This window comes from Synechococcus lacustris str. Tous (assembly GCF_003011125.1).
Lineage (GTDB): Bacteria > Cyanobacteriota > Cyanobacteriia > PCC-6307 > Cyanobiaceae > Synechococcus_D > Synechococcus_D lacustris.
Genome location: NZ_PXVC01000027.1, coordinates 1 through 26,976, shown reverse-complemented (window position 1 = coordinate 26,976; position 26,976 = coordinate 1). Strand labels below are relative to the sequence as shown.

The 26,976-nt window shown below is 53.5% G+C and carries 24 protein-coding genes and 2 pseudogenes; 16 read left to right on the top strand and 10 right to left on the bottom strand.

The genetic code is table 11. The features are described 5' to 3' along the window. The 3 genes from C7K08_RS07270 to C7K08_RS07260 all read left to right on the top strand — a co-directional run. A partial coding sequence (locus C7K08_RS07270) for a phage terminase large subunit family protein (protein ID WP_106499979.1) occupies positions 1 to 1,575 on the top strand: 1,575 nt, incomplete at its 5' end. A gap of 212 nt (positions 1,576 to 1,787) precedes the next feature. Beyond that, positions 1,788 to 2,219: a sigma factor gene (locus tag C7K08_RS07265; protein ID WP_161955833.1), complete on the top strand. Its 432-nt coding sequence runs from the start codon at positions 1,788 to 1,790 to the stop codon at positions 2,217 to 2,219. A 266-nt stretch (positions 2,220 to 2,485) separates the two neighbouring features. Then, positions 2,486 to 3,004, top strand: a complete 519-nt coding sequence (locus tag C7K08_RS07260; protein WP_106499977.1) for a hypothetical protein — start codon at positions 2,486 to 2,488, stop codon at positions 3,002 to 3,004. A 29-nt stretch (positions 3,005 to 3,033) separates the two neighbouring features. Here C7K08_RS07260 and C7K08_RS07255 read toward each other — a convergent pair whose 3' ends face one another. From C7K08_RS07255 to C7K08_RS16845, 6 genes and pseudogenes are all read right to left on the bottom strand, one after another. Next, positions 3,034 to 5,220, bottom strand: a complete 2,187-nt coding sequence (locus C7K08_RS07255; protein ID WP_106499976.1) for an AAA family ATPase — start codon at positions 5,218 to 5,220, stop codon at positions 3,034 to 3,036. Beyond that, positions 5,217 to 5,879, bottom strand: coding sequence for a hypothetical protein (locus tag C7K08_RS07250; protein WP_106499975.1), 663 nt, complete (start codon positions 5,877 to 5,879; stop codon positions 5,217 to 5,219). The genes C7K08_RS07255 and C7K08_RS07250 overlap by 4 nt, the downstream gene beginning before the upstream one ends. A 274-nt stretch (positions 5,880 to 6,153) precedes the next feature. Then, positions 6,154 to 6,672: a DUF4145 domain-containing protein gene (locus C7K08_RS07245; RefSeq protein ID WP_106499974.1), complete on the bottom strand. Its 519-nt coding sequence runs from the start codon at positions 6,670 to 6,672 to the stop codon at positions 6,154 to 6,156. A 65-nt stretch (positions 6,673 to 6,737) separates the two neighbouring features. After that, positions 6,738 to 9,143, bottom strand: coding sequence for an AAA family ATPase (locus C7K08_RS07240; RefSeq protein WP_106499973.1), 2,406 nt, complete (start codon positions 9,141 to 9,143; stop codon positions 6,738 to 6,740). Between the two features lie 466 nt (positions 9,144 to 9,609). Continuing rightward, complete coding sequence (locus C7K08_RS07230; protein ID WP_106499971.1) at positions 9,610 to 9,924, bottom strand: hypothetical protein; 315 nt, start codon at positions 9,922 to 9,924, stop codon at positions 9,610 to 9,612. Positions 9,925 to 10,403: 479 nt separating this feature from the next. Further along, a pseudogene (locus C7K08_RS16845) lies at positions 10,404 to 10,481 on the bottom strand (hypothetical protein); the annotation flags it as partial. 333 nt (positions 10,482 to 10,814) lie between these two features. Between C7K08_RS16845 and C7K08_RS07220 the strand changes: the two are divergent. The 7 genes from C7K08_RS07220 (at position 10,815) to C7K08_RS07195 (ending at position 16,845) form a co-directional block, all read left to right on the top strand. After that, a complete protein-coding gene (locus C7K08_RS07220) occupies positions 10,815 to 11,021 on the top strand; it encodes a hypothetical protein (protein WP_106499969.1) in 207 nt (68 codons plus the stop codon). 26 nt (positions 11,022 to 11,047) lie between these two features. Beyond that, the gene (locus C7K08_RS07215; RefSeq protein WP_106499968.1) at positions 11,048 to 11,389 is read left to right on the top strand and encodes a hypothetical protein; all 342 of its coding nucleotides are present in this window, start codon (positions 11,048 to 11,050) and stop codon (positions 11,387 to 11,389) included. Between the two features lie 12 nt (positions 11,390 to 11,401). After that, positions 11,402 to 11,803, top strand: coding sequence for a hypothetical protein (locus C7K08_RS07210; protein WP_106499967.1), 402 nt, complete (start codon positions 11,402 to 11,404; stop codon positions 11,801 to 11,803). Between the two features lie 120 nt (positions 11,804 to 11,923). Further along, the gene (locus C7K08_RS07205; protein WP_106499966.1) at positions 11,924 to 12,268 is read left to right on the top strand and encodes a hypothetical protein; all 345 of its coding nucleotides are present in this window, start codon (positions 11,924 to 11,926) and stop codon (positions 12,266 to 12,268) included. A gap of 84 nt (positions 12,269 to 12,352) precedes the next feature. Next, positions 12,353 to 15,607: a tetratricopeptide repeat protein gene (locus C7K08_RS07200; RefSeq protein WP_106499965.1), complete on the top strand. Its 3,255-nt coding sequence runs from the start codon at positions 12,353 to 12,355 to the stop codon at positions 15,605 to 15,607. Between the two features lie 273 nt (positions 15,608 to 15,880). Then, entirely contained in the window at positions 15,881 to 16,306 is a 426-nt protein-coding gene (locus C7K08_RS15180; RefSeq protein WP_161955832.1) for a hypothetical protein, read from the top strand. Continuing rightward, the gene (locus C7K08_RS07195) at positions 16,225 to 16,845 is read left to right on the top strand and encodes a WCX domain-containing protein (RefSeq protein ID WP_106499964.1); all 621 of its coding nucleotides are present in this window, start codon (positions 16,225 to 16,227) and stop codon (positions 16,843 to 16,845) included. Before C7K08_RS15180 ends, C7K08_RS07195 begins: the two co-directional genes overlap by 82 nt. Before the next feature lie 27 nt (positions 16,846 to 16,872). Here C7K08_RS07195 and C7K08_RS07190 read toward each other — a convergent pair whose 3' ends face one another. The 4 genes from C7K08_RS07190 to C7K08_RS07175 all read right to left on the bottom strand — a co-directional run bounded on the left by C7K08_RS07190 (position 16,873) and on the right by C7K08_RS07175 (position 20,277). Beyond that, complete coding sequence (locus C7K08_RS07190; protein WP_106499963.1) at positions 16,873 to 18,015, bottom strand: hypothetical protein; 1,143 nt, start codon at positions 18,013 to 18,015, stop codon at positions 16,873 to 16,875. Positions 18,016 to 18,305: 290 nt separating this feature from the next. Beyond that, positions 18,306 to 19,022 carry a hypothetical protein gene (locus C7K08_RS07185; RefSeq protein WP_106499962.1) on the bottom strand — a complete coding sequence of 239 codons (717 nt, stop codon included), beginning with the start codon at positions 19,020 to 19,022 and terminating at the stop codon, positions 18,306 to 18,308. Further along, positions 19,019 to 19,531, bottom strand: a complete 513-nt coding sequence (locus tag C7K08_RS07180; RefSeq protein WP_106499961.1) for a hypothetical protein — start codon at positions 19,529 to 19,531, stop codon at positions 19,019 to 19,021. Before C7K08_RS07180 ends, C7K08_RS07185 begins: the two co-directional genes overlap by 4 nt. 83 nt (positions 19,532 to 19,614) lie before the next feature. Next, the gene (locus tag C7K08_RS07175; protein WP_106499960.1) at positions 19,615 to 20,277 is read right to left on the bottom strand and encodes a PD-(D/E)XK nuclease family protein; all 663 of its coding nucleotides are present in this window, start codon (positions 20,275 to 20,277) and stop codon (positions 19,615 to 19,617) included. 203 nt (positions 20,278 to 20,480) lie between these two features. On the opposite strand from C7K08_RS07175, the gene C7K08_RS07170 reads away from it, so the two are divergent. The 6 genes and pseudogenes from C7K08_RS07170 to C7K08_RS07145 all read left to right on the top strand — a co-directional run. Beyond that, on the top strand, positions 20,481 to 20,906 hold the full coding sequence (locus C7K08_RS07170) for a hypothetical protein (protein WP_106499959.1): 426 nt from the start codon (positions 20,481 to 20,483) through the stop codon (positions 20,904 to 20,906). Beyond that, positions 20,906 to 23,314 (top strand): TM0106 family RecB-like putative nuclease, encoded by a 2,409-nt coding sequence (locus C7K08_RS07165; RefSeq protein ID WP_241537125.1) that lies wholly within the window; start codon positions 20,906 to 20,908, stop codon positions 23,312 to 23,314. Before C7K08_RS07170 ends, C7K08_RS07165 begins: the two co-directional genes overlap by 1 nt. After that, a complete protein-coding gene (locus C7K08_RS16380) occupies positions 23,215 to 24,138 on the top strand; it encodes a DEAD/DEAH box helicase (protein ID WP_241537124.1) in 924 nt (307 codons plus the stop codon). Before C7K08_RS07165 ends, C7K08_RS16380 begins: the two co-directional genes overlap by 100 nt. 373 nt (positions 24,139 to 24,511) lie before the next feature. Continuing rightward, positions 24,512 to 25,381: a hypothetical protein gene (locus tag C7K08_RS07155; RefSeq protein WP_106499957.1), complete on the top strand. Its 870-nt coding sequence runs from the start codon at positions 24,512 to 24,514 to the stop codon at positions 25,379 to 25,381. A 2-nt stretch (positions 25,382 to 25,383) separates the two neighbouring features. Continuing rightward, positions 25,384 to 25,773: a hypothetical protein gene (locus tag C7K08_RS07150; RefSeq protein ID WP_106499956.1), complete on the top strand. Its 390-nt coding sequence runs from the start codon at positions 25,384 to 25,386 to the stop codon at positions 25,771 to 25,773. A 356-nt stretch (positions 25,774 to 26,129) separates the two neighbouring features. Continuing rightward, positions 26,130 to 26,976, top strand: a pseudogene (locus C7K08_RS07145) (DUF4055 domain-containing protein); the annotation flags it as partial.

Below are 26,976 nucleotides of genomic sequence, written 5' to 3'. Positions count from 1 at the left end.
TTTCATGATTTTATTGCTGCTGCTTACCCTGATTATGCATTTCATACCTGGGCTGAGCGACTAATTGCGCTGCTGCAGCAAATAGCAGATGGTGATCTCAATCGCTTGATCGTTACGATCCCACCAAGAACTGGTAAATCATTACTGGTATCAAAATTATTTCCTGCCTATTGGGTAAGTCGTTATCCCAATCGTTTTTGCGCAATCGCTTCCTATTCGGCTGAACTTGCCTATGCCCATAGCCGAGAAGCACGGCACTATTACCGTTCTGTTGGTTATCCCCTATCCAAAGATTCAACCGCTGTTGGTAATTGGCTAACACCTGAACGCGGTGGTTGCATTGCAGCTGGTGTGCGTGGACCATTTACAGGTAAAGGTTATGCACTAGGCATCATTGATGATCCCTATAAAGGGCCAGAAGATGCAAATTCTGCTAGCCAACGCCAAAAACTAATCGAATGGTTCCAATCGGTATGGCTTACCCGCGCAGAACCAGCGGCTACACCAGGAGTTACACCAGGGGTAACAAGCACTAATCGGGCCAGCCCCAATGGGGTAAGTGCTGCTCAGGTGGTGGTGCTAACCCGTTGGCATCAAGATGATTTGATCGGCTGGTTAATGCAAGAGGAGGCAGGTAGCGCACCGCAGGCGTGGCATGTATTAAATCTGCCCGCAATTGCTGAACCGTTAGCTAAACAGCTCCTATTTCCAACCTCTTGCAGTTTGGAAACTGATTGGCGACAACCAGGAGAAGCGTTATGCCCTGAACGTTTCCCACTAGCTGAACTAAATCAAATACGTATAAGAGCTGGCACTTATTGGTGGAATGCGCTCTATCAACAAAGGCCATCACCGGCTGATGGCCAATTATTCCAACGCCAATGGATTAAATACACAGACCCAAAGGGCCACAGGCCCGAGGCCCGAGGCCTAAGCCCCACAGGGGCAAAGTATGCGCCTTTAGTGCTTAGTTGTGATTTGAGTTTTAAAGGTGGACACCAAAATGACTACTGCGCTTTTGTTTTACTTGGCCTCATTCCTGAAACCAAACCAATTCATCCGGCACAGGCTGCAAAAGCACAGGGTATGCAGCTGCATCCTTCCGCTGCATCAGTCCCAAAGGGGCAAAACCAACAAGATTCATCCGGGCACAGAATTGAAGTTCTATCAAGTGTTCATTACCACCTTGATCTGCCAGGAGTTTTAAAACATCTCACTCAAACTCTGCAGCTACTTTCTGAACAGGGTTTAAGCCCTGATGCGGTGTTAATAGAAGATGCAGCTAATGGGCCAGCGGTCTGCCAGYTATTACGACGACAAATACCTGGTTTGATTGCGATACGGCCTGTTGGTAGTAAATCAAGCCGCGCCCATGCAGCMGCACCACTAATGGAAGCAGGACAGCTTGCTTTTAATCCTGGTAATGACGAATTAATAAATGAATTACTWGGTTTTCCTAATGCTGCMAATGACGATTTAGTAGATGCTTTTTGCCAAGGGGTGATCTGGCTGCAAAACAAATACTGGCGCGCAAATAGYAGAGGCACGCCCTTGCCACTGCTGTTTTCTCGCTAACACCAAACTGAACGGTCAAACCAATGACAAACCCACAGGGCAGTGAACCACAGGGCCGAGACCCAAAGGGTCGGCATTTACCGAGGCCCCATGATTCTCCTGAGCTTCGGGTTTCTGGAAGGGCCCGCCCTGTAGCCCCTGGCGTAACCCCTGGTTCTGGTTTGGCTGTTAGGCCCTGCCAGACACGGCAACGCGTAGCCCCTGGTTCGGACTTGCAGGTATGTGATGCATTAGTTGTTGAACATTTACCATTTGCTGCAAAAGTAGCCGCTAATTACGCCCGGCGTACTGGTCATCCAAGAGAAGATCTTGAACAGTTAGCAGCAATTGGTTTAATAAAAGCATCTAGAAGATATGATGATAAAAGRATAAATAATAGCAAATCTAATTTYATTGCWTATGCCAGGCCATTTGTAAATGGAGAAATCACCCATTACCTGCGTGATAAAGGATTTTTGATCACAGTTCCAGGTCGTTGGCGTGAATTGCATGTAAGGGGCCAAAAGCTGATAAGAGCAGGAACACGAGCGGAAAATATACCTGAACTGCTCGGCATTACACCCATTCGCTGGGCTGAAATCGTAGAAGCATGTGCCGTAAGGGTTGTTGCAATGAACCAGATTGCTGATGAGGAAGAGTTATAGATTTACTTCGAGGACGTGATGATAGAAAGTTTTGACTAGAACATAAAACCTATTAACTTGTAGTATTTGTAATTATCGCTGGTTGTAACCCGCGGGTTTTTCGATAAAAGAAGGATTATTTGCTGATGCATGGAGTTGCTGTAAGCAGTCATTAAATTGCTCCATTAAGCCCCCAAGTGATTTCAATAAAAAGGCGTCAACTTTCTTGGCAGAGGGGGCAGGCGGGTGGCATGGTGCATGCAAACCTCACGCCGACCACCTGATCCGTGTCCTGGAACTCCGAGTTGCTCACCGAGCAAGCCAACACGCTGACTCAGACCACCTCAGAGCGCGACCCCCGAGCGTATTCCTGGGGTCTGTTCTCGTGGGGGGATGCACCACCCGCGATCGGTGGTGGAACCGGTTGCTTCCAGTGGTTCGATTCCCGCGAGGAGCTGCTGGCTTTCCTGACGGACTACAGCCCTGCTCTCTACATGTCATTCGAGCAGGAAGAGGAGTGGATTGGGTTCAGGGATCGTCTGCGAGCGATTGCGGAATCCTTTGAGGACGAGCCGCTGAGGAGCCTCGCCACGTTCAACAGCGTTTTGAAGGGGTTGCTGCAGATCGACTGGATCGGCGGCTTCGAGGAGTTGTGTCAGGGCCAGGAGAGCTTCTGCTGCAAGGTGCGCGGGTGGTTTCGCGACCCCGGCGACATCGATGAGGCCGCCATCCAAGCCAGTGAGGCCCCCATTGAGCCAGATGAGCTCCAGGACTTCTGCGAGAGGCTCCAGGAGTACGGCTTCTGACCCCTACGGAATCTGAGGGGTGCTCGGGATTAAGTCGACTTCACATAAACGCCCAACACCTCCTGGGCGATCTTGCGGTGCAGATTGCATAAGCTTTCTGGCTTCTCAATTCGGATGCCAGCTCCAAAGCGGAACAACCAGCCCTGGAGATCCCGGTCCTGCTGCAGTGTCCAGATCGGCAGGTCGATTTCGACGGGGAAGGGATGGGTGTCGCCGGCGGGGTTGGGTTGCAGGCAATGCAGCTTGTCGACCTTCCAGCCTGCAGTCGAGGTGATTGGCTTGGAGTAGCGGATCTGGCTGGCTGGGAATTTCTGCGAGGCTTCACGGATGAAGGCGAAGCTCCAGTCCTGGCAGGAGAAGCGCAGGGTGTTGGTGAGCTGCCTTTTCTGACGGGCTGGGGTGGGGCTGGCCAGGTCGAGCTGGGCCTCGAGATCCTCTCCAAAGAAAATGCCGCCGCACACCTGCAGCAGCCGCTCCAGCCGATCCAGTGCCTGGAAATGGGCGTCCTCGTCGCGACGGAAACTGCCGTCCTCCCGGATCCATTTGAGGCGATCGAGCCGTTCGGTGCGGATGAGACCGTGTCCCTGGCCGGGATGCCATTCCTCATAGGCCAGGTACCAGGCGATGTTGTGGAACAGCACCTGCAGCGGCCAGATGGTGAGGATGCCGTCGGGGCTGTTGGGGTGCGACGACGCCCGCTGAATACGCTCCAGTTGAACGCGGCGGTGCTCCACGATCGCCGTGTCGATCCGGCTGCCGTTGTTGTCTGCAGCCAGGCTGCCGGCGCGAGGGTGCACGATCGAGCGGTTCACCACGGCGCGCAAGAGCAGCCTCTGGTTGGTTTGCTTGAGTAGCCCACCCCAGCTCAACCGGCGGCGCAGGCCCTCCAGGAGCTGCTGATGGGAAGGATCGGCCAGGCGCTCGCCGGTCTCCCGCAGCCAGCTGTACACCTCCAGCAGCTGGGGGCCGGAGAGCACCGCATTGCCGATGGCGTAGCCGTGGCGGGCGTTGTCGTTTTGTTCCCGGAAGCCGTAGGGCGTGAGCAGATGGCGCACATCCTGCTGCAAGGTGTCCTGCTCTCCGGGCATGTAGCTGCCAGGGATCTCCGCCAGTTGCTGGATTAGGTGCGTGGGTAGCTTCTGGGACTTGGGCCCTGATGAGTWCTTTGCTGGGCGCTCCCCCTCGGTGTGGGCGTCAAAGGGCTCAAGAAGGATGTGGCGCAGCAAAGTGAACACCCGCTGGAAGATGGGGAGATCCCCGTGTGCGGGGTAGCCGCCATGCACAGGGTCCGATGGTTTGGCCTGGAAGGGACCTGGCTCGATCGACGAGCGACTGGATTCCTTCGTTCGCAGAAAGCCATTGGTCTCCAGCCAGTTGAGATCACGCTCGATGGCTGCAGGGTCGGCGTAGCACTCGCCGAACCCACCCTGGATCTCGTTCCAGCTGCGCAGGTACACCGCGGCTCTCTCGGCCAAGCTTCCTTCCGGCAGTGGGCTCACAATCGCCTCCAGCTGTTCCCGGGTGGCTTCGTCGCTGGCCTCCAGTTCAGGAAAGCAGCTCAGCAGGCGAATCAGATACAGCAGCCGCTCGAGATCCAGCAGACGGGAGTAGGCGTGCAACTCTTTGCCGTTCCTCCTGCCCAGCTCCTTGTTGACGGCGTTGCGGATGCGTTTATCGACAGCATTCAGCTGGTTCTGCAGAAATGACGCATCCACGGAATCCTTGCTGGGATCGAGTCCCACCACCGCCGCGAAGCCCTCGGCTCGGGACGGGCCGAAGGTCTTGTGGCTGAGCGCCGCGGCCATCTCGCGGATCACCGGCTCCGGCACCTTCCGCTGCCGGGTCTGGTTCCAGGCAAGGCACTGGGCTGGTGGAGTGTGCAGCCACCAGCCGATCCACTCCACCGGTGCCGGCAGTTCCAACGCCTGGGTGAACGCTAACCGCCAGGGTCGGCGCGCATGGGTGGCGTCGAGGATCACCGGTCGGCCGGCGCGCACCTCCTGCCGCAACTCTTCCAGCAACCGTTCGCGGATGTCGGGCCAGGGTCCCTGCACCGCCGCATCGCCAAACACCTCAGCCCTTATGCGATCAGTGGACAGCACCAGAGCAGGTGGCTCACCTGGTTCGGTGAGCAGGGGCGCCAGCTTCTGGGCCAGGGTGGTCTTACCGCTGGCGGGAGGGCCGATCAGCAGGTGGCAGCGGACGGGTGCCTTCATCGGCCAAGGCTTGCGAACCCCGCTCCATTTTGCATCGCCTCACGTGCGAAGAACGAATGGCGCCGGCGCCCATCCGAGGCCCGTCTTGTCTTTGGCGGAAGGGATCGGGTAGTGGCTGGGTCCAGGATCCTGCAGCGGGTGGTGACCAGGTGCAGCCGCTCCTGAAGTTCCCGTACGTCCTGAAGCAGCGCATCCCGGTGGATCTCAAGCCGCCTGGCCTGGGCTTCCGCGTCTGCGAGCAACAGTGCCTGGCTGCGTACCTGCTCTTGTAGCTCGCTCACCACCACACTGTGGCGCTGGGCGCGGTGGGTGACCACCACATCACGGATGCGACCACCCAAACCCACCACCTGCTGTCGCCGATATCTCGCACCACCGTCAAGCGCGATGGGTTGATCCCAGCCTTTGGTGCAGCGCTGCACCTTGGCCGTGAACAGCACGGTGTCACCGGGCTCGATACCGGCCTGGGCCCAGTCTTCCCGAAGGCGAAACCACCAGTGGTCGGGGGTCACCGGCTGGTCTGTGCTGGCGAGACGCAGTTCGCGAACGCAGAGGGTCTGGATGACTCGCCCCGACTGGGGGAAGCCGCCAAAACGATCGATCACACCGGTGAAGCGGAGGATCTGGCCATGGAGCGATTGGAGGGCGAGGGAGTTCATGGGTCGTGCCTCATGCGGTGCACCCATGCTTCAGCGAACACCATGGGATGTAACGGAGTTACCTGCGAACAACGCCATCGGTCAGTGCACCCCATCCACCTACCTCGGCCCCTCCTCCGCACATGCTTGCTGCCTCGCGCATGTTCATGGCCACGATGGGATCAATGGCGAGGCTTGTCAGAGCTTGCTCAGACGAATCGGTTTCTGTTGCCCTGGCTGGCACGCTGGATCCGATGGAACTGGCTCTGATGCGCACGATTGACCGGATCACCCCTCACCAGGGGTAGTCCTCTAACACCCGCTGCAAGGCGCTGAGCATGGCGAGCACGTCGTGCAGCTGCACCGGCCGCGGGGCGTCATCTGTCGATGGGTGTCCCATCCAGTTGCCGAAGCAGCGCACCTGATGCAGGCAGCTGATCAGCCAGCGGTCGGCACCGCGCTGGGCCAGAAGGCGGATGCCGTGATTGAGGTTTAAACGATGTTGATCCGGATCATCACGTAGGCTGTGAAGCACCAATTTCTCCACCACCCGGCGGGCATGAATGCCCAAGGCGATGGGGGCGATCTGCTTGGCCCGCAGAATCTCCAGAAGCTCGCCCAGGTCATGTGCCATTGCGCTGGAATGCAAATTTCTTGGATCAACGCGATTCCGTAGCAAATCGTTCAACTGCTTTAGCCCAGGCAAGTCTGAGGACAGGGGATTCCGCAGGTCCTTCGCATCCACGCGCGCCAGCGTGGAATCGATGGCCCTGCCCAGAACACTGAGATGGCGATCGGTGTCGAAAATAATCAAACGCTAAAGATCGGGCAGATGGCGAAAGGCTTCGCGATAGGCCGATGCAGAAAAGCATTCCTAGATCAAAGGTTTTTTGTTCTTCCAGTGGAGCCTGGATCCATCAGCGCCCCACACTGGCATCTTGCAGTCGCCCCTTGTCTTGATATCCAGTCATTGCACGTTGAGCACCAGGATGACTTGACTAATTCAAGTACTGCTTCCCCAAAGTTCTCTGCCTCTTCCCGTGAGAGTGCGCCCGCCCACTCATTGAAGTGAGCACCCGCAAGGTTTCTGAGGACATAAAGTCTGTCGATTCGGTCGACGACCTTACTTAGTCCTACTCGGCGAAGCTCTTTTGCTACCCCTGGCCAAAGAGCTCCGAGGGTATACTTGTCAGCCTTCGCACGCTTAATAGAAGTTCCGAGTCTCCACGAAAGCTGATCGCTGGCTTGTTCAAGGAGCAGCCCCGCAGCCCCGCATATTCCCGAAGGATCACCATTTGATAATTGGTGGTTGAGGTTGGATCTGAAATCACCTGGACTAGATGCAACTATTCCAGTGTCGAACCTCCAGCGTTTTAGCTCTAACTGAACGAATGGATGCTGATGTCGCCTKAGTGCTGCAGTAAGTTGCTCAAACCATAGACGGTCGTGGACAGTAAATATGAGTTGCCAATCAATGAACTCTCTAAGAATATATTCAACGGTACCACTTCGTATACCCGAATCGACGCTTTGAAAGACATCGTCGAGAATAAGTACTCGAGCTTGACCTTTCTCGGATGCTCGTTTAGCAACAGCAAGAAAAAAGAGGATGGCTAGCAGATCTCGGTATCCCTCTGAAAAGATTTGCTGCGGAAAGCATCGCTTGCCCGAAGAAAGTTCGACAATTATATCTAGAGCAACAGGGCCAGAGGGACCGCCAAATATAACATCAATTCGTGACACATGAGAGGCGCATGTAATTTCCATAAAGGCTGATGTAAGAAGCTCGCCAATCCCCTCTAGTGCTTCGCCGAGTATCGCTACTTGTGCCCGATAAAGAACGGGATTCTTGGTCATTAGATCTCGATTCCTCTCGTTTTTGATTGCACGTAGCCTCTTTTGCGCTTGCATAAGCCTTGTAATATTTTCTCGAATCGACTCAGGAACCAGATCCCAGAGACCATCTCTTTTAGCCTGTGCAATGCTCTGCCCATTAAGAACTCGATTCTTTATGATTGCCTCGAGCTTGTCTCTGTTCGCAAGCTCTTGTGGTTCGGCATCAAGCTCGGTGCCCAATGCCTCGCTAATATGAGTTCTAAGAACTCTAAGCTCATATTCTTCGTCATCAAGGCGAGCCTTCAATTCTTCTGGCCTTATCGCCATCTCAGAAGCATTAACAGGAAAATAGTCAAAAAAGACATGGCCTCTAGCCATTGCCCCAGTATCGAGAAATCGCAGAATATCTTGTCTCTTGAGGCTTATTGGTGCCAGTCGAAAACCTGGTCGAACATGCTCATTATCAACGCCTAATCGGCCACTCGGCTTGCTCTCAAGCCTTCGGGATATAGTTGTGTCATTGTTAAGCGTAACAGTCACCTCTGCAAGATCAGCCGTTGCGAAGGATTTCGCTGAAGGGGCAAGGGGACTATCAAAAGCGATTGATCTTCCAATCCTTCCTTGAAGCGCAAATTCGATAGAATCAGCGATTGTAGACTTTCCAGAGCCATTGTCCCCAAGAATAATCGCTGATAATGGACGGCCCTTGGGAGATAGGTCTAGGGATAAATTCCCAGGGGATCCTCGGAATTGACAAAGATTCACCCTGGAGACCCTAAGATCTCTGTCAGAAGTGTCATAATCTAGTGGGCCGCTATCTGACAATCGCGCTGGCCCTGAAATAAGAACATCAGCCACGCTCACTGATAGCATGATCGGATCTTCACTGCTTGTATCATCGACTGTATTTAACGGTGCTATCCCTTTTCGAAGGGCCAAGAGATGATTATTAAAGCTATCCCAGCTAAGGCCTAGGGCCTCTTGGATAAATGCATCACCTGAGTCATTTTGAATGTTGTCGATGATTCTGCGTAGCTCTGCCCGAATCAAGTTTCGGCGTGGATGACGTTGCAAAGCAAGTAATTCACGAGCCGCTAGAGCGCTTGCATGGTTGGCGCCTTGGCTGATTGTATTGTCTTTTGCAGTGTAAAAGATCGCGTCTACCAGGCTGGTAATTGAGGCGAGGTATTCACCGTGCGCACTAAATTCAATAGCCTTGCTTGCGCAGCTGCTTGCATGCAAAAAGGCGATATCAATTCGGGTCGCATAGGCTACCCTCGTCTTGTGGCATAGGACATCCTCTATCTCTGCAACAGTTGCATTACTCCAGCGATCCAAGGTGTATCGAGGAATTGGCCTTATCGATTCTCGCGCCCCCGTGATAAGCACAATGGCGGATGCCGCATTGAAAAGCCGTTTTTTATCGTATTCCAGTTTGACATCAAGCATCTCTCTTTGAGGCAGCGAAATGTCGATCGGAGTTCATTATGCCAGAAACTTGCCGGACTTGTCGGTGGCCGTTCGATGCACAAGCAATGAAAGACCATGTAGGTGTTAATTGACTAAATCATTTAGGCTTCGTCTTAGGAGGTTTTCTTGGCGAGTTCGTTCGCGTTCTGCCATTGCACGGTGGATAAAAGAACTTGAGTTTTGCATGAAAGATATTTGAAATAAGTCATTTCAGCGTGCTTCGAGGAGCTCCGGCATGTGGGGAGAGCGCATCAATGCCCTGGTTGCCACTACCCAGCAAAGGTGAGGCCACAGTTGAGCAAGCAATCCCGCGCATCGGCAGGAGCGCAAGCAGAGAGAACAAACGGTTAAACGGTGGCCAGGGCACCAGATCACCTTTTTGCCACTCAATCGCTCCCTCCACTCCAGCGATGCGCGTAAATCGGCTCGGGGGTGCATTCGCCTCCTAAACCATCGGTACACTCACCCAGGTCTTGAGCGGGCTAGAGCGCAAATCAAGAGCAATCTCCAGATCGGAAAGCTTCAAGCCGTAGGCCTCATGCAAGTGGCCCAAGAGTGTGCGCCTAACCGGGGTGTAATGCCCGGAAAAGGCTGAGACCACCAACAGATCGGTCTGTAGTCCCAGCAGGGGATAGTCACCCACCTGCAGTTCAACACTGCGCTCTCCCGTCGCTGTGTTGACATCGAAGAAGTTCAGCAACACAGCGGCATGACGCAGCTTCCTCTCAGTCTGTGGCGGGGTGGCGGTATCTATCAGCAAAGTTGTCCGCCTGTGATGCCGTGCGAGGCAACAAGTTGAATATAAACTGCTTCCTGCCCATGGCACAGCGATATCCACGTGAATAGACAATTAATGAATTATTTCTTATAATCATTTACTGGTTAGCTATTTTCTTTATCTCATGCAAGATAGCTTAGTAATTTATCAACCCTCGATTGATTTTATCGGACTTGGATGATTWATTTTTACAATCTCTGGTTGTTGCCAGTTTTTCATATATCTACTCCAGCGCTTGGGGTGCCTTCTTTTCGCTTCTTCATAGGTGTTATGTCTTATCTCGCAAATATCAACAGATTCGCTGGTCTGCGTGTACTGCTAAACCAAAGTGCCTTTTCCTTTCTCTGTAGTTCCGATCCGCCATGCTTGGTGCATCTAATCCATTTGCGTACTCTGCTGCTTGGCGCCATCGAGCAAGTTGTTGGGGGTAAAGCCCTCTTTCTCAGCAATAGGCACCTAGATCAGCTGGCAGGCACTAATTCCCCTTCTCGTTTCCATAGGTGCCTCCAGCTATAAAGCGTTTGTCGGCTAATACCTGTAGCCCTTGAAAATTAAGTAATTGTTTAACAGCTAGCCGTACTCATCCGTTTGCGAATTTCACCACGAAATTTGGCGTCGTAAATCGGTCTCATTGTTCATTAGTTGCACCCCATGGTGGTTTCTTTAATACGAGCGGACTTCTCTGCTGATACAGGGGGGTGGGCTGAATGCCTCAGTCGTTCTTCGCAGGATGCATGGCGACAATTAAACGGGTAACAAAGCTCGCGAGGCAACGCGCCCGCCTACGTAGTTGACACCGGGCAGCAGGAGAACAGCTCCGGATACCCGCCGCGCAGGAAACAGTGGTTGCAGACCACCTGAGGAGTTGAGCCATGGACACCAGTCGATCGATCACCGTTCTGAGCACCTACCCTGAGCGCCCGGCCATCAGCCAAGGGGGCTGGCGCCTGAATGTGTTGGTGCGGCTCAATGCGCCGCCCCTCACCCGCACGCGCAGCGAGCGCCAGCCAGTGGCCCAGATGGCACCAACTACTGGCAGGGCGTGCGGGCAGCGGCAATCTCTGCGGCTCAGCTGCTGATTGGACGCTCCACGCGAGAGCTCGACGTGGACCACCGTTCGCTGGAAGCGGTGGAGCCACGGCCGTTTGCGATGGATGGTCAGCGGCTCCCGCTGATCCAGATCGTCGATGCCCATGTGAATGGAGCGGGCTTCAGTGCCTGGTTGGGCGATGACCGTCAGGGAGTGCCGCCGATCCTGGAGCACATCCGCCAGTGCCTCGGCACGGCAGGCAGCGATTCGGGCAGGCACGAAGACACCCCTGAAGCACTGGCCTGGAGCGATGACCAACACCGCCATGAGTGCCAGGACAGCTGCTACAGCTGCCTGAAGACCTATGAGAACCAGACCGTCCATGGCCTGCTTGATTGGCGGCTAGCACTCTGTTAGCTACGGGCCTTCGTGCAACCGCAGTGGAACTGCGGCCTTGATGGCGATTTCAGCTGGGCGCCACTGCGCGACTGGCCGGAGCAGGCCCAGCAGGTGGCACGGCTCAACCTCCGCCTCTGGGGCGGCGATCCCCGAGAGGATCTGGTGCAATCCAGCAGCCGCAACGACCTGGTGGCCTTCCGCCTGAGCACGAGTAATCCGATCAGCAAACCCTGGGTGATCGTGCGCCACCCGCTTTGGCGCTGGGGGCTGGATCGGGGAGTGATGGCCGAGTTTGAAGCGGAGCTGCGGGACCGTGATCCCCAGCAGAAGGTGGTGTGCTGGGACACCTTCAACCTCAGCCGCCGCCCGGGCCGCAGCCGTCAGTGGATGGCTGCTCAGGGGGCGCGGCAGCGACGAAATACAAGGGGTTGATGGCCGCAGGGACGATGGGCGCCGGGAGGCGGGCATCGATCGACGGCTTGGTCGTTCGCATGAAACGGATGCGCAGATCAGCCCGATCGCCCCACAATTCCTCCAGCACCTGAATGCACCATGCAACTGATCAAGCTCGAGCACGGCCACTGGAATTTCTTCTGCCCTGTCACCGGCAAGGCGGTTTACGCGGAGGAGGGCGGCATTGAAGCCGAAACGTTCCGTGGGGGATGGCACCAGGAAGTGCCGTCCGAACCGCTCAACCTGGCCCCTGAGCTGCAGGAAGCCTGGGACGCCTACATCAACCAGGTGGATACCGAAGAAGTGGATCTCGATGTAGCGGCATTTCTGGAGGGGGTTGAACAACCTGGCTGGGTGGCCTTTGAGATCACCACCTGTGGCATGGCCTGTGGGCCGGTCTGGGAAACCACCTGGACCGTGCTCGACCTCAGCGACAGGAGCTAGCTTTAGCTGGCCTACAGTAAATAGAATCAGCTATGTTTGCTGCAAGCAGTTGAGCTTGCTAAAAAGTAAAAAGTACAGACTAAGATGGGGAAAAAACGAAAGAATAAGCTCTATTCGCAAGCTGCGACTGGGGCCTCAGTCACGCCAGCATCAGCAGACGCGGGTAGCAAGCAGGGTACTCATGCGCGATCATATCCACCGAGAAATGTTCGGGACTCAGCGATTGCTCGAATACGCAATAAAAAACCGAGCAATCGTAGCGGACTTGAATGGTGGCAGCTCGGCGAATACCAGGTGATTAACGGGCTTCTTGATAAAGATGAAGCACAGATTATTTCCGGAGAAGAGTGCCTGCTAGAGGGGGCATTGCTCGATAAACCTTATCCAGCTTGCTTGATAGACCTTGGCTGGATTCATCTTGAAAGGGGAAGCATTGTGCAGGCAAAGAAATATTTTTTAGATGCGACCAAAGCCGATGCTTACTCGCGTGACGCCTGGGCCTTCCTTGGAATAACTGAAATTGCCACTAACAATCGAGATCGGGCAATCAATGCGTTTCAAACGGCCGTGAGCCTTCTTGGTGAAAATCCTCATGAATCGGACATCGAGACACTCAACCTATTGCAGGCCAGCCCTGAAATACCAGCAGCGTTAAAGACACGCACCAAGATATCAAAGTTTAGCCTAGACGAAATATTTCAGTTCAATCTAGCAGATCAAGCCAAGGCTATTCGCCTAATGATTGACCAGGCACTAGATACAGAGTTGCCCCGTGAGCAAGTCAAGGAACTTCTCGATCTGCTATGTCACATTGAGTACTCAGGCCTTTCAAGCCTCAATAGGACAATTGATGCGTGCACTGAGTCCATCGAGTACCTCGATACAACCTTTACTCCCCATCTATATATGGGTCTAGCTTACAAGAAGCTGGGCAAAAGAGTGCTTTCGCTTGAAGCCTACAGAAGATGCATCGAAAAGAATCCTGCCTGTGAGTTGGCATTTACAAATATTGCAGATCTTCTGCTAGAGGGTGGAAGGCCAAGAGAAGCATATAACTATTTGCACGCATTCCGCAATAGTGGTGCTCCAATAACATCTGGAAACTTTTACAATAATCTTGGCAATGCCATTGCCGATCTTGGAATGGCAATTCGTGATGAATTGGACTGCAGGGAAAAGGCCCTGGAGCTTGACCCAAAGAATCCAAAGACTATCTTGAACTATGTGGTCTCTTTGCTTACCAATGGAGATGTGATCAAGGCGAAGGGGTTGATGTTCAAACACAAGAAGAAAATAGTATCTAGCCTGGGTTCAGAAAGCATTCTCATTCACGAGAATCTAATCGAAGCGATGATAATGATCACAGATCCATTTGGCCTGATGGTCATGTACGACGAGCTACTGCCAATTCTTGGTAGTAGGGATGCGGCTGTATTTTTGGTTAAAGCATGGGAGATCCGGGAGGCATTTAAAGAAGATGGTTTCGGCGAAGAAGATCCTTCGAAGTGTTACCGGTATCCGGACTTTATCAATGAACTGGGGATCAAATGTGGCAATGCAGGACATCATCAATATTCTCTCAAGTGCTGGCAAGAACTTCAAACATTTCCTGGCTATGAAAATGCCAGCTGGAATATACCTGTATCCCTCGATGCGATGGGCTTGCACGAAGAGGCGTTAGAAGCCTTAAAGCATGCCTCTGGGCTATGCACGCGCAAAAATACCATTACCGCAAATCTACTTTCAAAATCAGATCCACAGCACGCTCTTGAATTCTATATAAAAGCATTGTCCGAAGACGAGACTTTCTTAATGCCCATAGAGAATGGCTTTGCTCTGGCTAAACGGCAAAACAGAAGAGATCTTTACGGTGAATTCCTGAAAGCCCTAAATCAAATAAGCGACTCAGACGAGAAAACAATATTATCTTCTCAAATTAAGTACGATCAGGGATTTCATGATGAAGCATGCTCCCTATGGGAAAGTATCCTCATCCGTGGTGACGACTTTATCGATATCAAGCAGTTGCGAAGTGAAATCAGGGAAGCATCTGCTGATCTAACACTGATTGGCGAACGAGTTGGCGATGAGATTTATAAAGGTCTTGCCAATCTCTATCTTTCAATGTCGCAATATGAAAAGCTTTCCGCTCTTATTGAGGCGATCAGCCAATGGGATATTGATCTTGATGGTGACTGGCGTATCATTACATCTATTGCGCTAAGCATGCAAGGAAGAACTCAGGAAGCAATTGAGACTGTACTTGGCATGAATGACCAACCACCGCCGCGTCTTGCCAAGTCATTTGCATTGCTCTCGTCCGATGATCTAGACGCTGCAATGGCAGAGCTGAGTCAACTCGATGAATTCGAGGGGGATATTAATGGTTATTCATTTCCACTGTGCCTGCCATCAGCATTCAAGCCATCCTTGGCCTCGCTTTATTGCTTAAACAATGAAAGTATTGAACAAGCCAGCGAACACGCTCGGCATGCAATTGGCTTGGATCCATCAAGCTACTGGGTTACTGATATTTACATTAAGGTTTTAGATGCGTCATGTGGGTTGGCTTCGGCATCAGATTATTTGCTGAACCTTCACCGCAATGCACCGGGCAATATAAGGCTTTTGCGAAGGCTGATTATGAGCCTTGCTCACGAATCGAGGATTGCTGAATGCAAAGAAGTCATTCAGAATCTTGAGGAAGCGTATGGGCAATTCTATATAAGCCAAGTTGATGATCTGTTTCAGTTAGTCGAGATTCTCTCCAGGCGTCAGGACGAAAGGGCTTTGCCTGTGCCGCTTCCTGAATGGACTTGTCACCTCGATACGCAAGGGAAAAAGTACTTGGAGGGTATTGTTGAAATCCAGGGCTCCACTAATAACTGCGCAAGTTATTCCTTATTGGTATCAAGATTCTCTGAGTATCTGCTTAGACAGTATTTCTTCTTGCCGCTGGCCTCGCTAGTAGACCCGAGCGAATGCGTTACTTGGAAATGGGCCCAGAACGCTTCGTCTTATTTGCTTGATCGAACTCAAAGACAGCCAACACTGGGTGATATTATTTCACTTATCAAAACAATGGCTTACTCCGGTAATCAATCAAATCCATACATTCGAATGCTTAGGGATGCTGCATATCAGCTTCCAATTGACTTTAGGCAAATGTTTTCTTATGACTTCGTTAGCAGACTGTGCCAGCTCAGAGATTACCGAAACTGCGTAATGCATGCTGGAGACCCTTCGGCTGATGACCTTGAATTTGTAAAGCTATTTGTTTTTGGAGGCGATCAGCTGGGTCGCGGTGAGTTCGTATCCTGCTTGTTGGCTGCCGACTGAGAAATGAACATCGTTCGTGTTTTGTCTTGAGGCAATAATTCAAAAATTCCTACCCTTCGGTCATGATGCTTCGGTCTCCTTCGCAATCTATTTTGAGGAGCGATCGGAAGTGGCCGGTAGCGAGAACTGGGTGAACAGCGTCTAAAGGCCACTTGAGCCGTGAGGATGTTGCGGTGAGCCGCCTCGCTGATGAACCGGGGGCGGCATGCACCCGTGTTCCGTTCGCTGGGGAGGGAGCCATCCATTGATCAAGGAAGCCCAAGCCCACAGTCGATGCTCAGAGCACCCACACCTCAGCCTGGGGACCGAGCACCCGCTGCTGATTGGCAGCCAGGATCAGGACCTGCTCGCGACGCACGTAGTGCGGCTCAGCAGATCGGGCAGGTGCGCCTGAGGGGAGAGGCGTCTACTTTGCTGGCAGAGGCGGGGGCGGGTGGCGTGATCGCCAGGGCCATGGCCGCGGCCGATGAGCAGCCCTTCACCCGCACGGCTGCATTGGCGGTGCCCCAACAGGCGGAACGGCTCGAAGCAGCGATCACGGCCGGTCAACGGGTGGTATTGGAGCGCTTCTCCGATGCCGCCAATCACGGAGAGGAACCGAAGGAGCCGATTAGCGTGTGGCCCTTCAGCTGCTGTTTCACAACATCGGTTGGTACCTCGCTTACGAGAGGGATGCCGTGGGGCGCGACCACGGCTTGATCCGTACTGAACGGCTGGATCGGCTCGCTCTACGGCAGGTGGACAGCGGCTTTCGCCGTACGCCGGAGCAACGGGCTGACGCAGTGCGGCGTCTTGCACGGCTGATGGAGCTCAGCGGTGGTATTTACTTCGGTGATGACGCTGCTTCCCAGGAGCAGCTCTGCGAGGCCAGCCCTGAGGAACTGAGAGCTTTGTTAACCACCGTGCGTTTTCGGTGCACGCTTCGGGTCTACCGCTTTCTGCGTGAGGGGCTGCAGCGTTACCCGCTCAGTCAGATGCGTCTGTCCAAGCCCCTCTCCGGCGATCGCTGGCGCCAGCCAGCCAAGGCACCGGTTGTTCTAAAGCCGATCGAGGGCGATGCTCACCCGTTCCCGATCGAGATCGACCTGCCGCCGTGGACGGTGGCTCGGGATGTGGACTTTCGGCGTTGGTTGTTTGGCTACGGCGCCGATGTTGTGATTGAGTCTCCCCAGTCTGTTGTTGATGAGGTCTCATCGCGGGCGAAACAATTGACTGGCCTTCACGCCAGTAGCCACTAAGACTCAACGGATGCTTGGCGGCCAGACTCATTGCAAGCGGCTTAGGATTTTATTGATAGACTGGGTATATGCTTGCTCCTGTTCATTCAGGGCAAAGCCGTTGTTGCCTTGGATAATGCGCGTCTTGAATCCTGGTAGCTCCTTCACTTCATCGTAGTTCCGACAGCCTGATCGGCATATCTCCGCGATGATTGGCTTTTGAAGGATGTTGTGCCAATGCTCAAACCCATCGAATTTAGATGTCATGGTTGAATAGATTTTCTCTCTTAGCTTAAGAAGCTCGCTAAATAAGTGATCTCGGTTGAGCGGTGTTTCTTTTAATGTATTTAAGCTATCATGCAATTTGCCGTCTCCGTCGGAGGCTCGCGAGGCAGGTTTTTGTTGGCTTGATGTCAAATGAGTCATGACGTCGATGATCTCTTGCCGACTTCGATCAACGCCAACTAAAATCTCCTCCCTTAATGCCTCAAATTGCTCAAGGATGCGACCTTCGCTTTCGTCAAGGAGGTCTGTGATTATGCTGGCAGAGCTTTCGCTACTATCCTCGCGCGTGTAATTCGATGGTAATGATGGGCTAACGGGTGCTAGTACTAGCTGAGAGAGCTCTTTGTACTTTTGAAGCTCGGACTCTGATGCTGTAACAATCCGGAGGCCGAATCTGGTAACTTCATCGGGATTTGATAAGGCAATCTCCTCGACCAAGGGACCCAGTAGCTTGCTAATTTCGAATATCCTTAGCGCGACTGCTGCATAAAGGCTCATGAATAGATCTTCGTTTTCACCTTGAGATACCTGGTGTTCAGCTGAGTCCCTTGCAGAGCGAAGTGAAATGGCCAACCCCCTAAACTCTGCGAAGTAGAATGAAAGTGACTTCCATTTGTGTGCGGCGATACTTAAGCGACTTTCTCTTCCCGCCTTTCTGATGTTCTTGATTAGGTTGACGCCGAACTCGTTGCAGTCCTCGTTTTCGTAGTACCTTTCCCACCATACTGCTGTTTCGCTGATATCTCGATCCTTATTGGAGGAAACGGCCTCCAGAACGTATTGGATATCGTCGAGTCTGTTGGCGAAGCTTTTATCTGATTTTAAGCATATGTAGTTCAAGAAGCAGAGCCACTTGTAAACTTCGCCAATTTGCCTCCCTAGGAGCGGGTTGTTGATGTGGTTCACTGCCTGGGTGGGTCGTCAAGGCACCCTATTCATTGTATTGAACCGATCGCCGTCCTGCCCATGAGTCTATTTATTCGCCTGATGCATAATTCCCATGCTCGACCTGGCCGCTCCTCAAGAGGCTGGTTCAACCTGAGGCGTATCTAAGCCTGGCGAATTAGCGGTCAATATCTTCAGATCGTAGCTCCTGAGGGTGTGTCGTTGCCTGTTGATGCTTTGCCTATGTTGTAATTTTTGGAGATTGCCCACTTTAATCTTCTCTTGGAGCATGAAGATGATCGGAAAATTCTCTAATTGATTCTCTCTGGGATCGCAGTAAATCTTTGCTTGGAAAAAGCCCTCAGATCAAATGCACTGTCACCATTGCCAGGTAATGCCTTTGCCGTACAGCAAATGGCTCCGGTAGCAAGCCAGATTTGCGCGCCGGGAACCAAGGCCAAAGCCATACTGAMAGCAATTGATAGTGAGGCCCYGCTGATCGCGGCTAAACCAGCGCTCTTCAGGGCGTACATAAGCCTTTCTTGACGCTCGACTGGTCTCGCTTGCCTCCAAGATTCCCGGTTTCGTAGCAGCTCCCAAGCGATCGCTATCAATGCCCCCAGAACAGCGGCCTCTAGGCAGTGACCAGCAATGTCTGTGGCCACACCTGGAGCAGCAACCGCATCGATGCCTCCATCGATATGTGCCCGTCCCACATCAACGGCACTCATCGGTTCGCCGCCGCGGCTTCGATTCCAGCTGGCGGATTCAAACTGCCAGCCTTGCAGCGCTGATCCTCCTTGGGATTGAGGGATCCAGTGGCTGAGATCCTTATCGGATAACCAGCTGCGGATTGCCCCCTCGGGGCTACTGCTTCGGAGCAGAAGCTCAGGCAACTGACCCTGCAGTTCGGCTCCATGCGCTACGAGCCGCTCTTTGAGCACGGCCACAACGCTCGGATCCAGAGACTGCTCGCGCAGCCGTGTGATGAAGGCTGAGGTGATCCCAATGGCAAACGCCCGGTTCATGCCGCTTGGCTGGCCGTGCCGGAACCGGCAAGCAACTGGCTCAGGTTCACCCCTGCTTCAAAGGCCGCTCGGTGCAGATCGGAGCGTTGTTCCTCGCTGAGCCCATCCCAGAAGGCATGAGCCAAGTCAAAGGAAGCTTTACCAAGTCCCACGATTCCAAGCAGGCTCAGCGGAAAGCCCAGCCAAGGAAAGACGAGCAGCACAACACTGAGCACCGCACTGACAGCGGCTCCTTGCTTGGTGGTTTCCCAGACACTTGCGGCAATCGCATGCACCTGGCCATTGCGATCAATCTCGCCTCGCTTACGCATCGCCTCAGTGCGTAGCCCCGTCAAGAGCGCCTGGTAGGCGGCGTACACCAACATCCCGCCAACGGTGTGCTCACCGATGAATTCCGTGCTTGTGAAGGCTCCGTGGTTGCCATTGAGGTCAATGGCCGCCAGCCCGGCGGTGGGAGCGATTTCCCAGCCGGCGCGTGGGATCCGATAGGGGTCGCGTTCACGGGTCATGGGGGGGCTTTGCGGTGGTGTGTGCTCAGTGTGTGTGAATTGATGGGGGATACAGCTCGGTTCGTGCGAAGAACCGGCCCCCCTTACAGCCACCCCACTGCATCTTCAGTGGGTGATTCGGTGACGGCGTGCGGGCAGATCTCCGCGAGCCGGCAGAACCGGCACTCATTGGCGGATGGTGAGGCTGCCGGCACTGGACCAGCAGAGATTTGCAACAGTTCAGCCAGCTGCTTTTGGAATGCCGGACCGGCTTCCGCTGCTGCAATTTCAACTCGTCCATCACTGGCATAAACCAGCTCGCCCATTGGCGGCCGATGCACCCCCCCCAGAGCGGAAGCATGCGGTGCCAGAGCCATATAGGTTAGGACTTGGGCGCGGTCCTTCCCGCGGGGGCGACCGGTTTTGGCATCGGCGATGATCCCCGGCTGGTCGGGGGTTTCGCTCACCACCACGTCACACTGGCCATGAACGGTGATGCCAGTCCGACTGCGGACACGCAGCGTGTTTTCCTGTTCCAAATGAACGATCCGGCCTTCCTCGCGATGGATCTGAGCCACAGCCTGCAGCAGACGCTCATGCTTGGTGACCCAGTCACCAGGCACGCCTGAAGAGCCTGGCGTGCAGTGATTCACCTGCTGATGCAGGTTGAACAGGCAGTGGCGTTCACCTGCGAGATAGGGGGCCAGCCATGTGACATGGCAGTAACGCTCCTTGCGTTGAGGGAGATCTAAGGATTGGATTTGCATCGTTCTTCAGTCCATTCACCCAAGTACCCTGCCTTGAGCTGCCGAGGATGGATGCATCACACGTGCGAAGAACGGGTGGGCTGCGGCTGAGGTCGTTATTCGCACGAAATCAGGCGCTGATGCGGTGAGAGACGCGATCGTTGGCTCACTAACCCAGAAATCCGATGCTGTCTTTCTTCAATCCTTTTCGACGTGGCCGCAAGATGGAGGACGGCAAGCCTGGTTTCGATACCAGTTTCAATACCCTGCAGGGGAATCAGGAGATTCCTGTGCTGAATTCAGAAAAAACGCATCCATCTGTTGACAGCACAGTCCCTGAGACAATCCAGCAACTGCTGGCGATTCAGGAAAGGCAACCCTCCAGCTTTGCGCCGGTTGTCAGCATGGAAATTGAGAGCGGCAAGGTTAAGGAGCTCCTAGAGCACATCATGCTGCTGTCAACTAGTCCGTGGGAGGACCAACAAATTGCACTGGCTCTGATCAGCCGACTTGAGGCGCTCCATCAAGCAGTAGTACACGACCTTCATGGCAATCCCGAGGCGAGCCATCAGTTGATCACTCGCTGGAGTGTGGATGCTGATCGGCTGATGCATGCTCGCAACATGCTTGGAAACGTGGATCTGGGCTGATGAACTGCAACCTTTTGATCACCCCCAGCAAGCTCTCCCTCTTCTCCCGCAGCCCGGTCATCGGCGCCTGGTGGGAAGAGCTGGAAGCTTGTGGGCTGTTTGAGGGCACCAAGCCTGAGGTCAGCGCTTTGGATCAGCAGCTGTTTGCTGATGGTCTGCGCCATGAGCAAGTTCTGCTCACGAAGCTGGAGGACCAAGGACATCGGATTGCGCGTTTACCGGGAAAACAGAACGCCAGTGATTACGAGGCCACCAAAGCGGCGATGGCTGAGGGGTTTGACTTCATCCACCAGGCTTCGCTCTGCAACGACGAGATGCGCGGCTCCGCTGACCTGCTGCGCCGGATTGAGCAACCCTCGGCGTTTGGTGCCTGGAGCTATATCCCGATTGAGTGCAAGCTCTCCTCCAAGCCCAAAACCACCTTCCTGGTACAGGCGTCGGCCTACTGCGAGCTGCTGACACCACTGTTGGGTCAGAGGCCCGATCGCTTTGAGCTCTATCTCGGTGGCGGGCGTTTCAAGAGCTATGCCACCGATCAATTCTGGGCTTGGTATCAACTCCTGCGCAGCCGCTATCGGGACTTCCGCCAGGCCTTTGATCCCGCCGCAATACCCGAGGACAGTCCGGGGGATCACATCAGCTGGACAGTTTTCATTGAACAACGCCTGGAGGCCAACCGCGATTTGATGCTGGTGGCTGGCATGCGCCAAACCCAACGTCTCAAGCTCAAGGCCGCAGGGGTGAACACCATCGAGGCCCTGGCCACCCTGAAGGGGGGTACTGCCATTGCGGGCTTGAATTCAGAAGCGCTACATGAGTTGCAGCAGCAGGCCGAACTTCAGCTCACCCCTGTTGATGCCAATGGCCGGCCCGCCTACAGGGTGCGGCCCGTGGTTCAAGGCAAAGGACTAACAGCACTACCGGCGGCAGATCCTGGGGATCTCTGGTTCGACATGGAAGGCTTCCAAGATTCGGTGGCTGCAACCAAGCTCGAATACCTCTTTGGTGTTTGCCATCGAGACACACCAGACGGCGAACCCTTGTTCAAACCCTGGTGGGCCCATGACCCCCAGCAGGAGAAGAAGGCCTTTGAAGACTGGGTTGATTGGGTGGAGCAGCGGCGTGTGCGCTATCCACGGCTGCACGTCTACCACTACGCCAGCTACGAGAAGACTGCGATGCGGCGCCTGGCGCAGCAGTACTCCACGCGAGAAGCGGTGATTGATGAATGGTTGCGCTCTGGCCTACTTGTTGACCTGCTGCCAATTGTGACCAGCTCCATTGTGTTGGGCGAACCCAGCTACTCGATCAAGAAGGTTGAGCACCTCTACATGGAGCGGAGGGAAGCCGAGGTGACCAATGCTGGTGACTCAGTGGTGGCTTATCTCAACTGGATGGGCTCGGATGAGCCGCCTCTTCCAGGGGTTTTGCCAAAGGGCAGCCCCCAGCTGCTCGAGATTGAGAACTACAACCGCGAGGACTGCAATTCGACGGTGTTTCTGCACGACTGGCTGCGGCAGCTGCGCAAGGAGCAAGGCCTGCCAGAAGAGCCGCTGGAGCAGCTGCTCGATGAAACACCAAACAAAGAGCCTTCTCCTTTGGAGGTTCTAGCCAGCCAGCTGATTGCGGAAATCCCTGAACCTCTGCAGAGCGATCCGTCTGCCAATGCCAGTGACGGGCTGCTCACTGCCCAGGAGCAATTCGGGCCACGGGGCTTGAGCTGGCGGGTGCAGCGCCTTGTTGCCCAGCTGCTTCCGTTCCACCACCGAGAAGCCAAGGTGGCCTGGTGGGCCTACTTCGATCGGCGCAATAAAGCCCAACTCAGCCCAACGGAGCTCGTCGATGACGGCGAGGCCATTGCAGCTGCCCAGTGGCGGAGTGTGCAACCCCGCGAAAGCAAGCGCACTGGAGCCGACTTTCACACCTTTGGCTTTGATCCAAGTCAGCCCCTCAAGCTGCACGCAGACCAAGGGGACAGCGGCCTGAGCATGGAGATCCCTGAAACGGGCCTCAAGTTGGCCGTTGACTCCATCGATGCTGAGCTGGGCCACGTCACGCTCAAGTACCCCTGGAGTAAGCGCGATCAACGTCAGGCCAATGGCCTGCCCGAGGGCATCCCCAAGGGGGCGACTTCACTGATCAAGGTGCCAGCTGACATCAGCGAGAAGCTGCGGGAGAGCTTACTGGAGCAGGCCAATCAATGGCTAAAAGGCAAGCCGCCAATCCCCACTGCCATGCAGCAATTTATGGAACGGAGGCCGGTGGAGGGCCTAGCGGCTCTCCCCTTGCCGAACGCGGTATCCCCCTTGTGGCACCAGCAAAGCTCGGGGAGGGGATGGCTGTGGTGGGTGGCACCACCTGGATGTTCTGCCGAGATGAGCTCTCCGAGCAGTTCGACCTGCTGGTGATCGACGAGGCAGGGCAAATGTCGCTGGCAAACCTGCTGGTGATGGCGCGGTGCGCCAAAACGATCCTGCTGGTGGGCGRTCAGCAGCAGCTGGCCCAGCCCACTCAGGCCGATCATCCAGGGGATTCCGGGCTGTCCTGCTTGGAGTATTTGATGCAGGGCGCCCATGTGGTGCCAGCGGATCGGGGCGTGTTCCTAGCCACCAGCTGGCGGATGGAACCGACTCTTACAGCAATGGTTTCGGAGCTTTTTTATGACGGACGCCTGCGGGCCCATCCGGCAAACCAGATCAATGGGATCCAATGGCGCCACCCCTGCTTAACCGCGGGCAGTAAAGAGTTGCCCAGCCAAGGGCTGGTGTTTGATCCAGTGGCCCACAGCGGCTGCAGCGTTTGCAGTGAACCAGAGATTGAGCGGATCACCCAGATCGTCGATGACCTGCTTGGTAGCCGATACATCCGCGCAGAAGCAGGCGGCCTAGACCAGGGAGTCCTCGGCCTCAATGACATTTTGGTGACCGCCCCGTACAACGTTCAGGTCAACCGTCTGCAACAGCGGCTCCAAGGCAAAGCCCGGGTCGGCACGGTGGACAAGTTCCAGGGCCAGGAAGCCCCTGTCGCCATTCATTCGCTAACGGCAAGCGATGGCGATGCTGCACCCCGCGGATTGGGTTTTCTCCTGGAGCCCAACCGACTCAACGTGGCTATTAGCCGGGCCCAGTGCCTCTCGATCGTGGTGGGATCACCGGGCCTGGCAACTGGCATCGCTAAAACGGTGGATGAGGCGGAGCAGATCAATCAGCTCTGCAAAATTATTGCCACGTGAACACCGGCAATAAGTCAGCACAAAAAAGATCTAGTGCTGTGTCGTATTGAAAAAAAATCGACTTTCATCCCCAGGGAACTATAATATAATTTCATCCGTGCCTCGGGTATAATCTATGCGTCTTAACTCAATAGAAGAAAGAGATCAAGCCGGGCAAGTTATTGAGCTGATTAGAAGAACTATATTGAGCTTTCGCCCAGACAGGCCAGAGGACGACTGGACGGAGGCATACGAACTACTTGTGAAAGCACAGGAAAGCCTAATTAAAAACCATTTTTATTCCGAGAAGTTTGACCCTAAACTTGCTGCATACTAAAAACGGTGATCCCCCGTTTTTGGAAAAGATGTGCCCCCTTTATCTGCTATCCGCATCATGGACACAACAACACTATCTCAGACTCTCACCTGCGCAGAAGCACTCGAATGGCTAGAGGGAGCGCTGCACGACCTCGACAATGAGAACCTTGATCCAGACAGGGCGATGAGCGTAATACTCGAAAGAGAGTGGAAAACAGAAGATGAGCTTCTTGAATTCTTCAAACAAATAAGTATTGAGCTGGCAATGACGGCCACTCAATCCAATTACCAATCAACAGCATCACTCTTTGGAGTAGATCTGCCGTACAGCCTGGGTTTTGATTCAGCTTATCAGAAACTCTGGGAAAAAGCACTTCACACCAATAGCCAAAAATTCAAGGAACAAATCAGCTTCGATAAGTGGCAGAATACATGCATTGATGGAGGAGTTGAATGGTTATTAGTATCAAGCCTGATACCTCTTGCAACTCTCTATGAAAAACCCCTTTTCGAGCAACTTAGACGTAAATCGATAAAATCACTAACTCCTGAACAAGAAATATTTCTTTCTGATTTGGTAGATTCAATGGGGTCCGGCGGTTACTACGATGGCGAGATGATGCCCGAAGAGTTAGTTAATATCCCATCCTCAAAAATTCTTGTTGAAATATTTTGCGAATGGAGGCCTTTACAGGACCTCTGGGTTCCCGATATAATCAGAAAATTACTCGAGTCTGATTATGTAAACAATGAAATCAAAGGATCGATTTCGAGTCGCTTAAAATGTGAGCAGATTGATGAAGACTTATTAGAAGATTGGCAAAGTCACCTTGAAGAAAAATGGACCAGCGAGGATATAGAACAAGTGCTGACTAGCTGTAATTTGAATTGCAAGGGTTTCAGCAAAAGTGTCACGGATCAGGAAAGTTTCCGGGGAGCCGTATAACTATGACCAAGTTCTACATAGGCGACATTTGCTGGGTGATTTCAGATGACGAGTACCAAGATTACGTTTGGCCTGTTTGGTCACAACAATTTTATAACAGCGGATATTTATACAGGGAAAAAAAACGCATTGATTTTTTGACGGGAGATGCGAGTGCTTCAGGGTGGCCGCAGGATTCAGGGGTGCTTGGGGTACTGCGTTTTGATGATCTAGAGCCAGAGTATCAGGAGAGGGCAGAGCGGTTAGCAGAGGGGGGTTATGTGGCTATTTTTGAGAGCGAAGCAGAGGGGGTGCTTGAACTCAGCGAGGAGGAATTGCATGACGCGGGCTATTATGAGGAAGAGATTACAGATGAAGAAAGGGCGCTAATCTATGGGGTTTTCAATGATTAAATATTTAACTGTTTTCGTGGAAAAATAAAGTTTTTACTGGAGTGAGTACCTTTAGAAAACCCAACGTACTCCATCTTCATGAAATTACAACGACGATGGGGCACATTAACAGTATCAAAATAAATTATCAAAGACAAGATTAGCAGTTTTTGCGGAAAACCTTGCGCCGGAAGGAAATAAGTAAAAACTTTCAGATTCTCGCCTTGTTAATGTATATTAATACAACAGTTGCTAATCATTTTTTAGAATTAATAAAACAGCTATATTTCTGGTATCAGGCTAATTCACTGCTTATTAGATATTTCAAGCGTTCTTGCTACAACCCACCGGCAATAGCAGGTACCTGCTGATCCTGCTTGCACATCCCTTTTGATTCTCCCCACAAAATTCCGGTTTCAATTCATCCAAGCCTTTTAGCAATCCTGCCGCGTTTGCAGTTAGTGCACGATTGTTGGGATTTACTTAATAACCAGAAGCAGTATTACCTGCCCCGTGGGGAGCGGGAACCTGATTCGGCATACAAAAGGCGTATTGATGCAGCCTTGCCATCAGGTTTTTTTCGTGATGCCTTGCGCACGTTTGCTGGGATGCTTGCTTCTAGTCACTGGCATCAATTACCTGCTTCTCTGCAATCAGTAATTACTGATGTGGATGGTTGCGGCACTGATCTGGGTGTGTTTTTAGAACGAGCAGATTTATTAGTGCTTAGAGATGGTGCTGCCTTAATTGCTGTAATCCCTCCTGCACACCTATGGCCCAGCGAAGGCGATCGGCAGCAGGCATTACGTAATGGYGATCGGYTTTCCTTACCGCGYYTATTGCTACTAGAACGTGCTGATCTTCTYAATTGGCATCTCCCCGCTAACCATGCACTACCAACATCAATCACCTGGCGTGAACCATTAACTCAGGCCCATAGGGCCAAGACCCACAGGGCCAAGACCCAATGGACCGAGACCCAATGGGCAGAAGCTGAAAGGCACCACCCCTGGCAATACCTAACGGCCACTTTTATTGCTGGTGACGGGTCTCTGACCTCAGGGTCACTGACCCCAGGGTCTATGAACCTGAGCACTGAAACGCTGCTAGCTGATCCCCAAGCCCCCAGCGGCTGGCGGACGCAACAAATTGAGCAACGTCATTACCAAGCCATTAGCCAATTGCCTGCTATTTGGTATGCCAGTGATGGTTCAGCATTTGGAG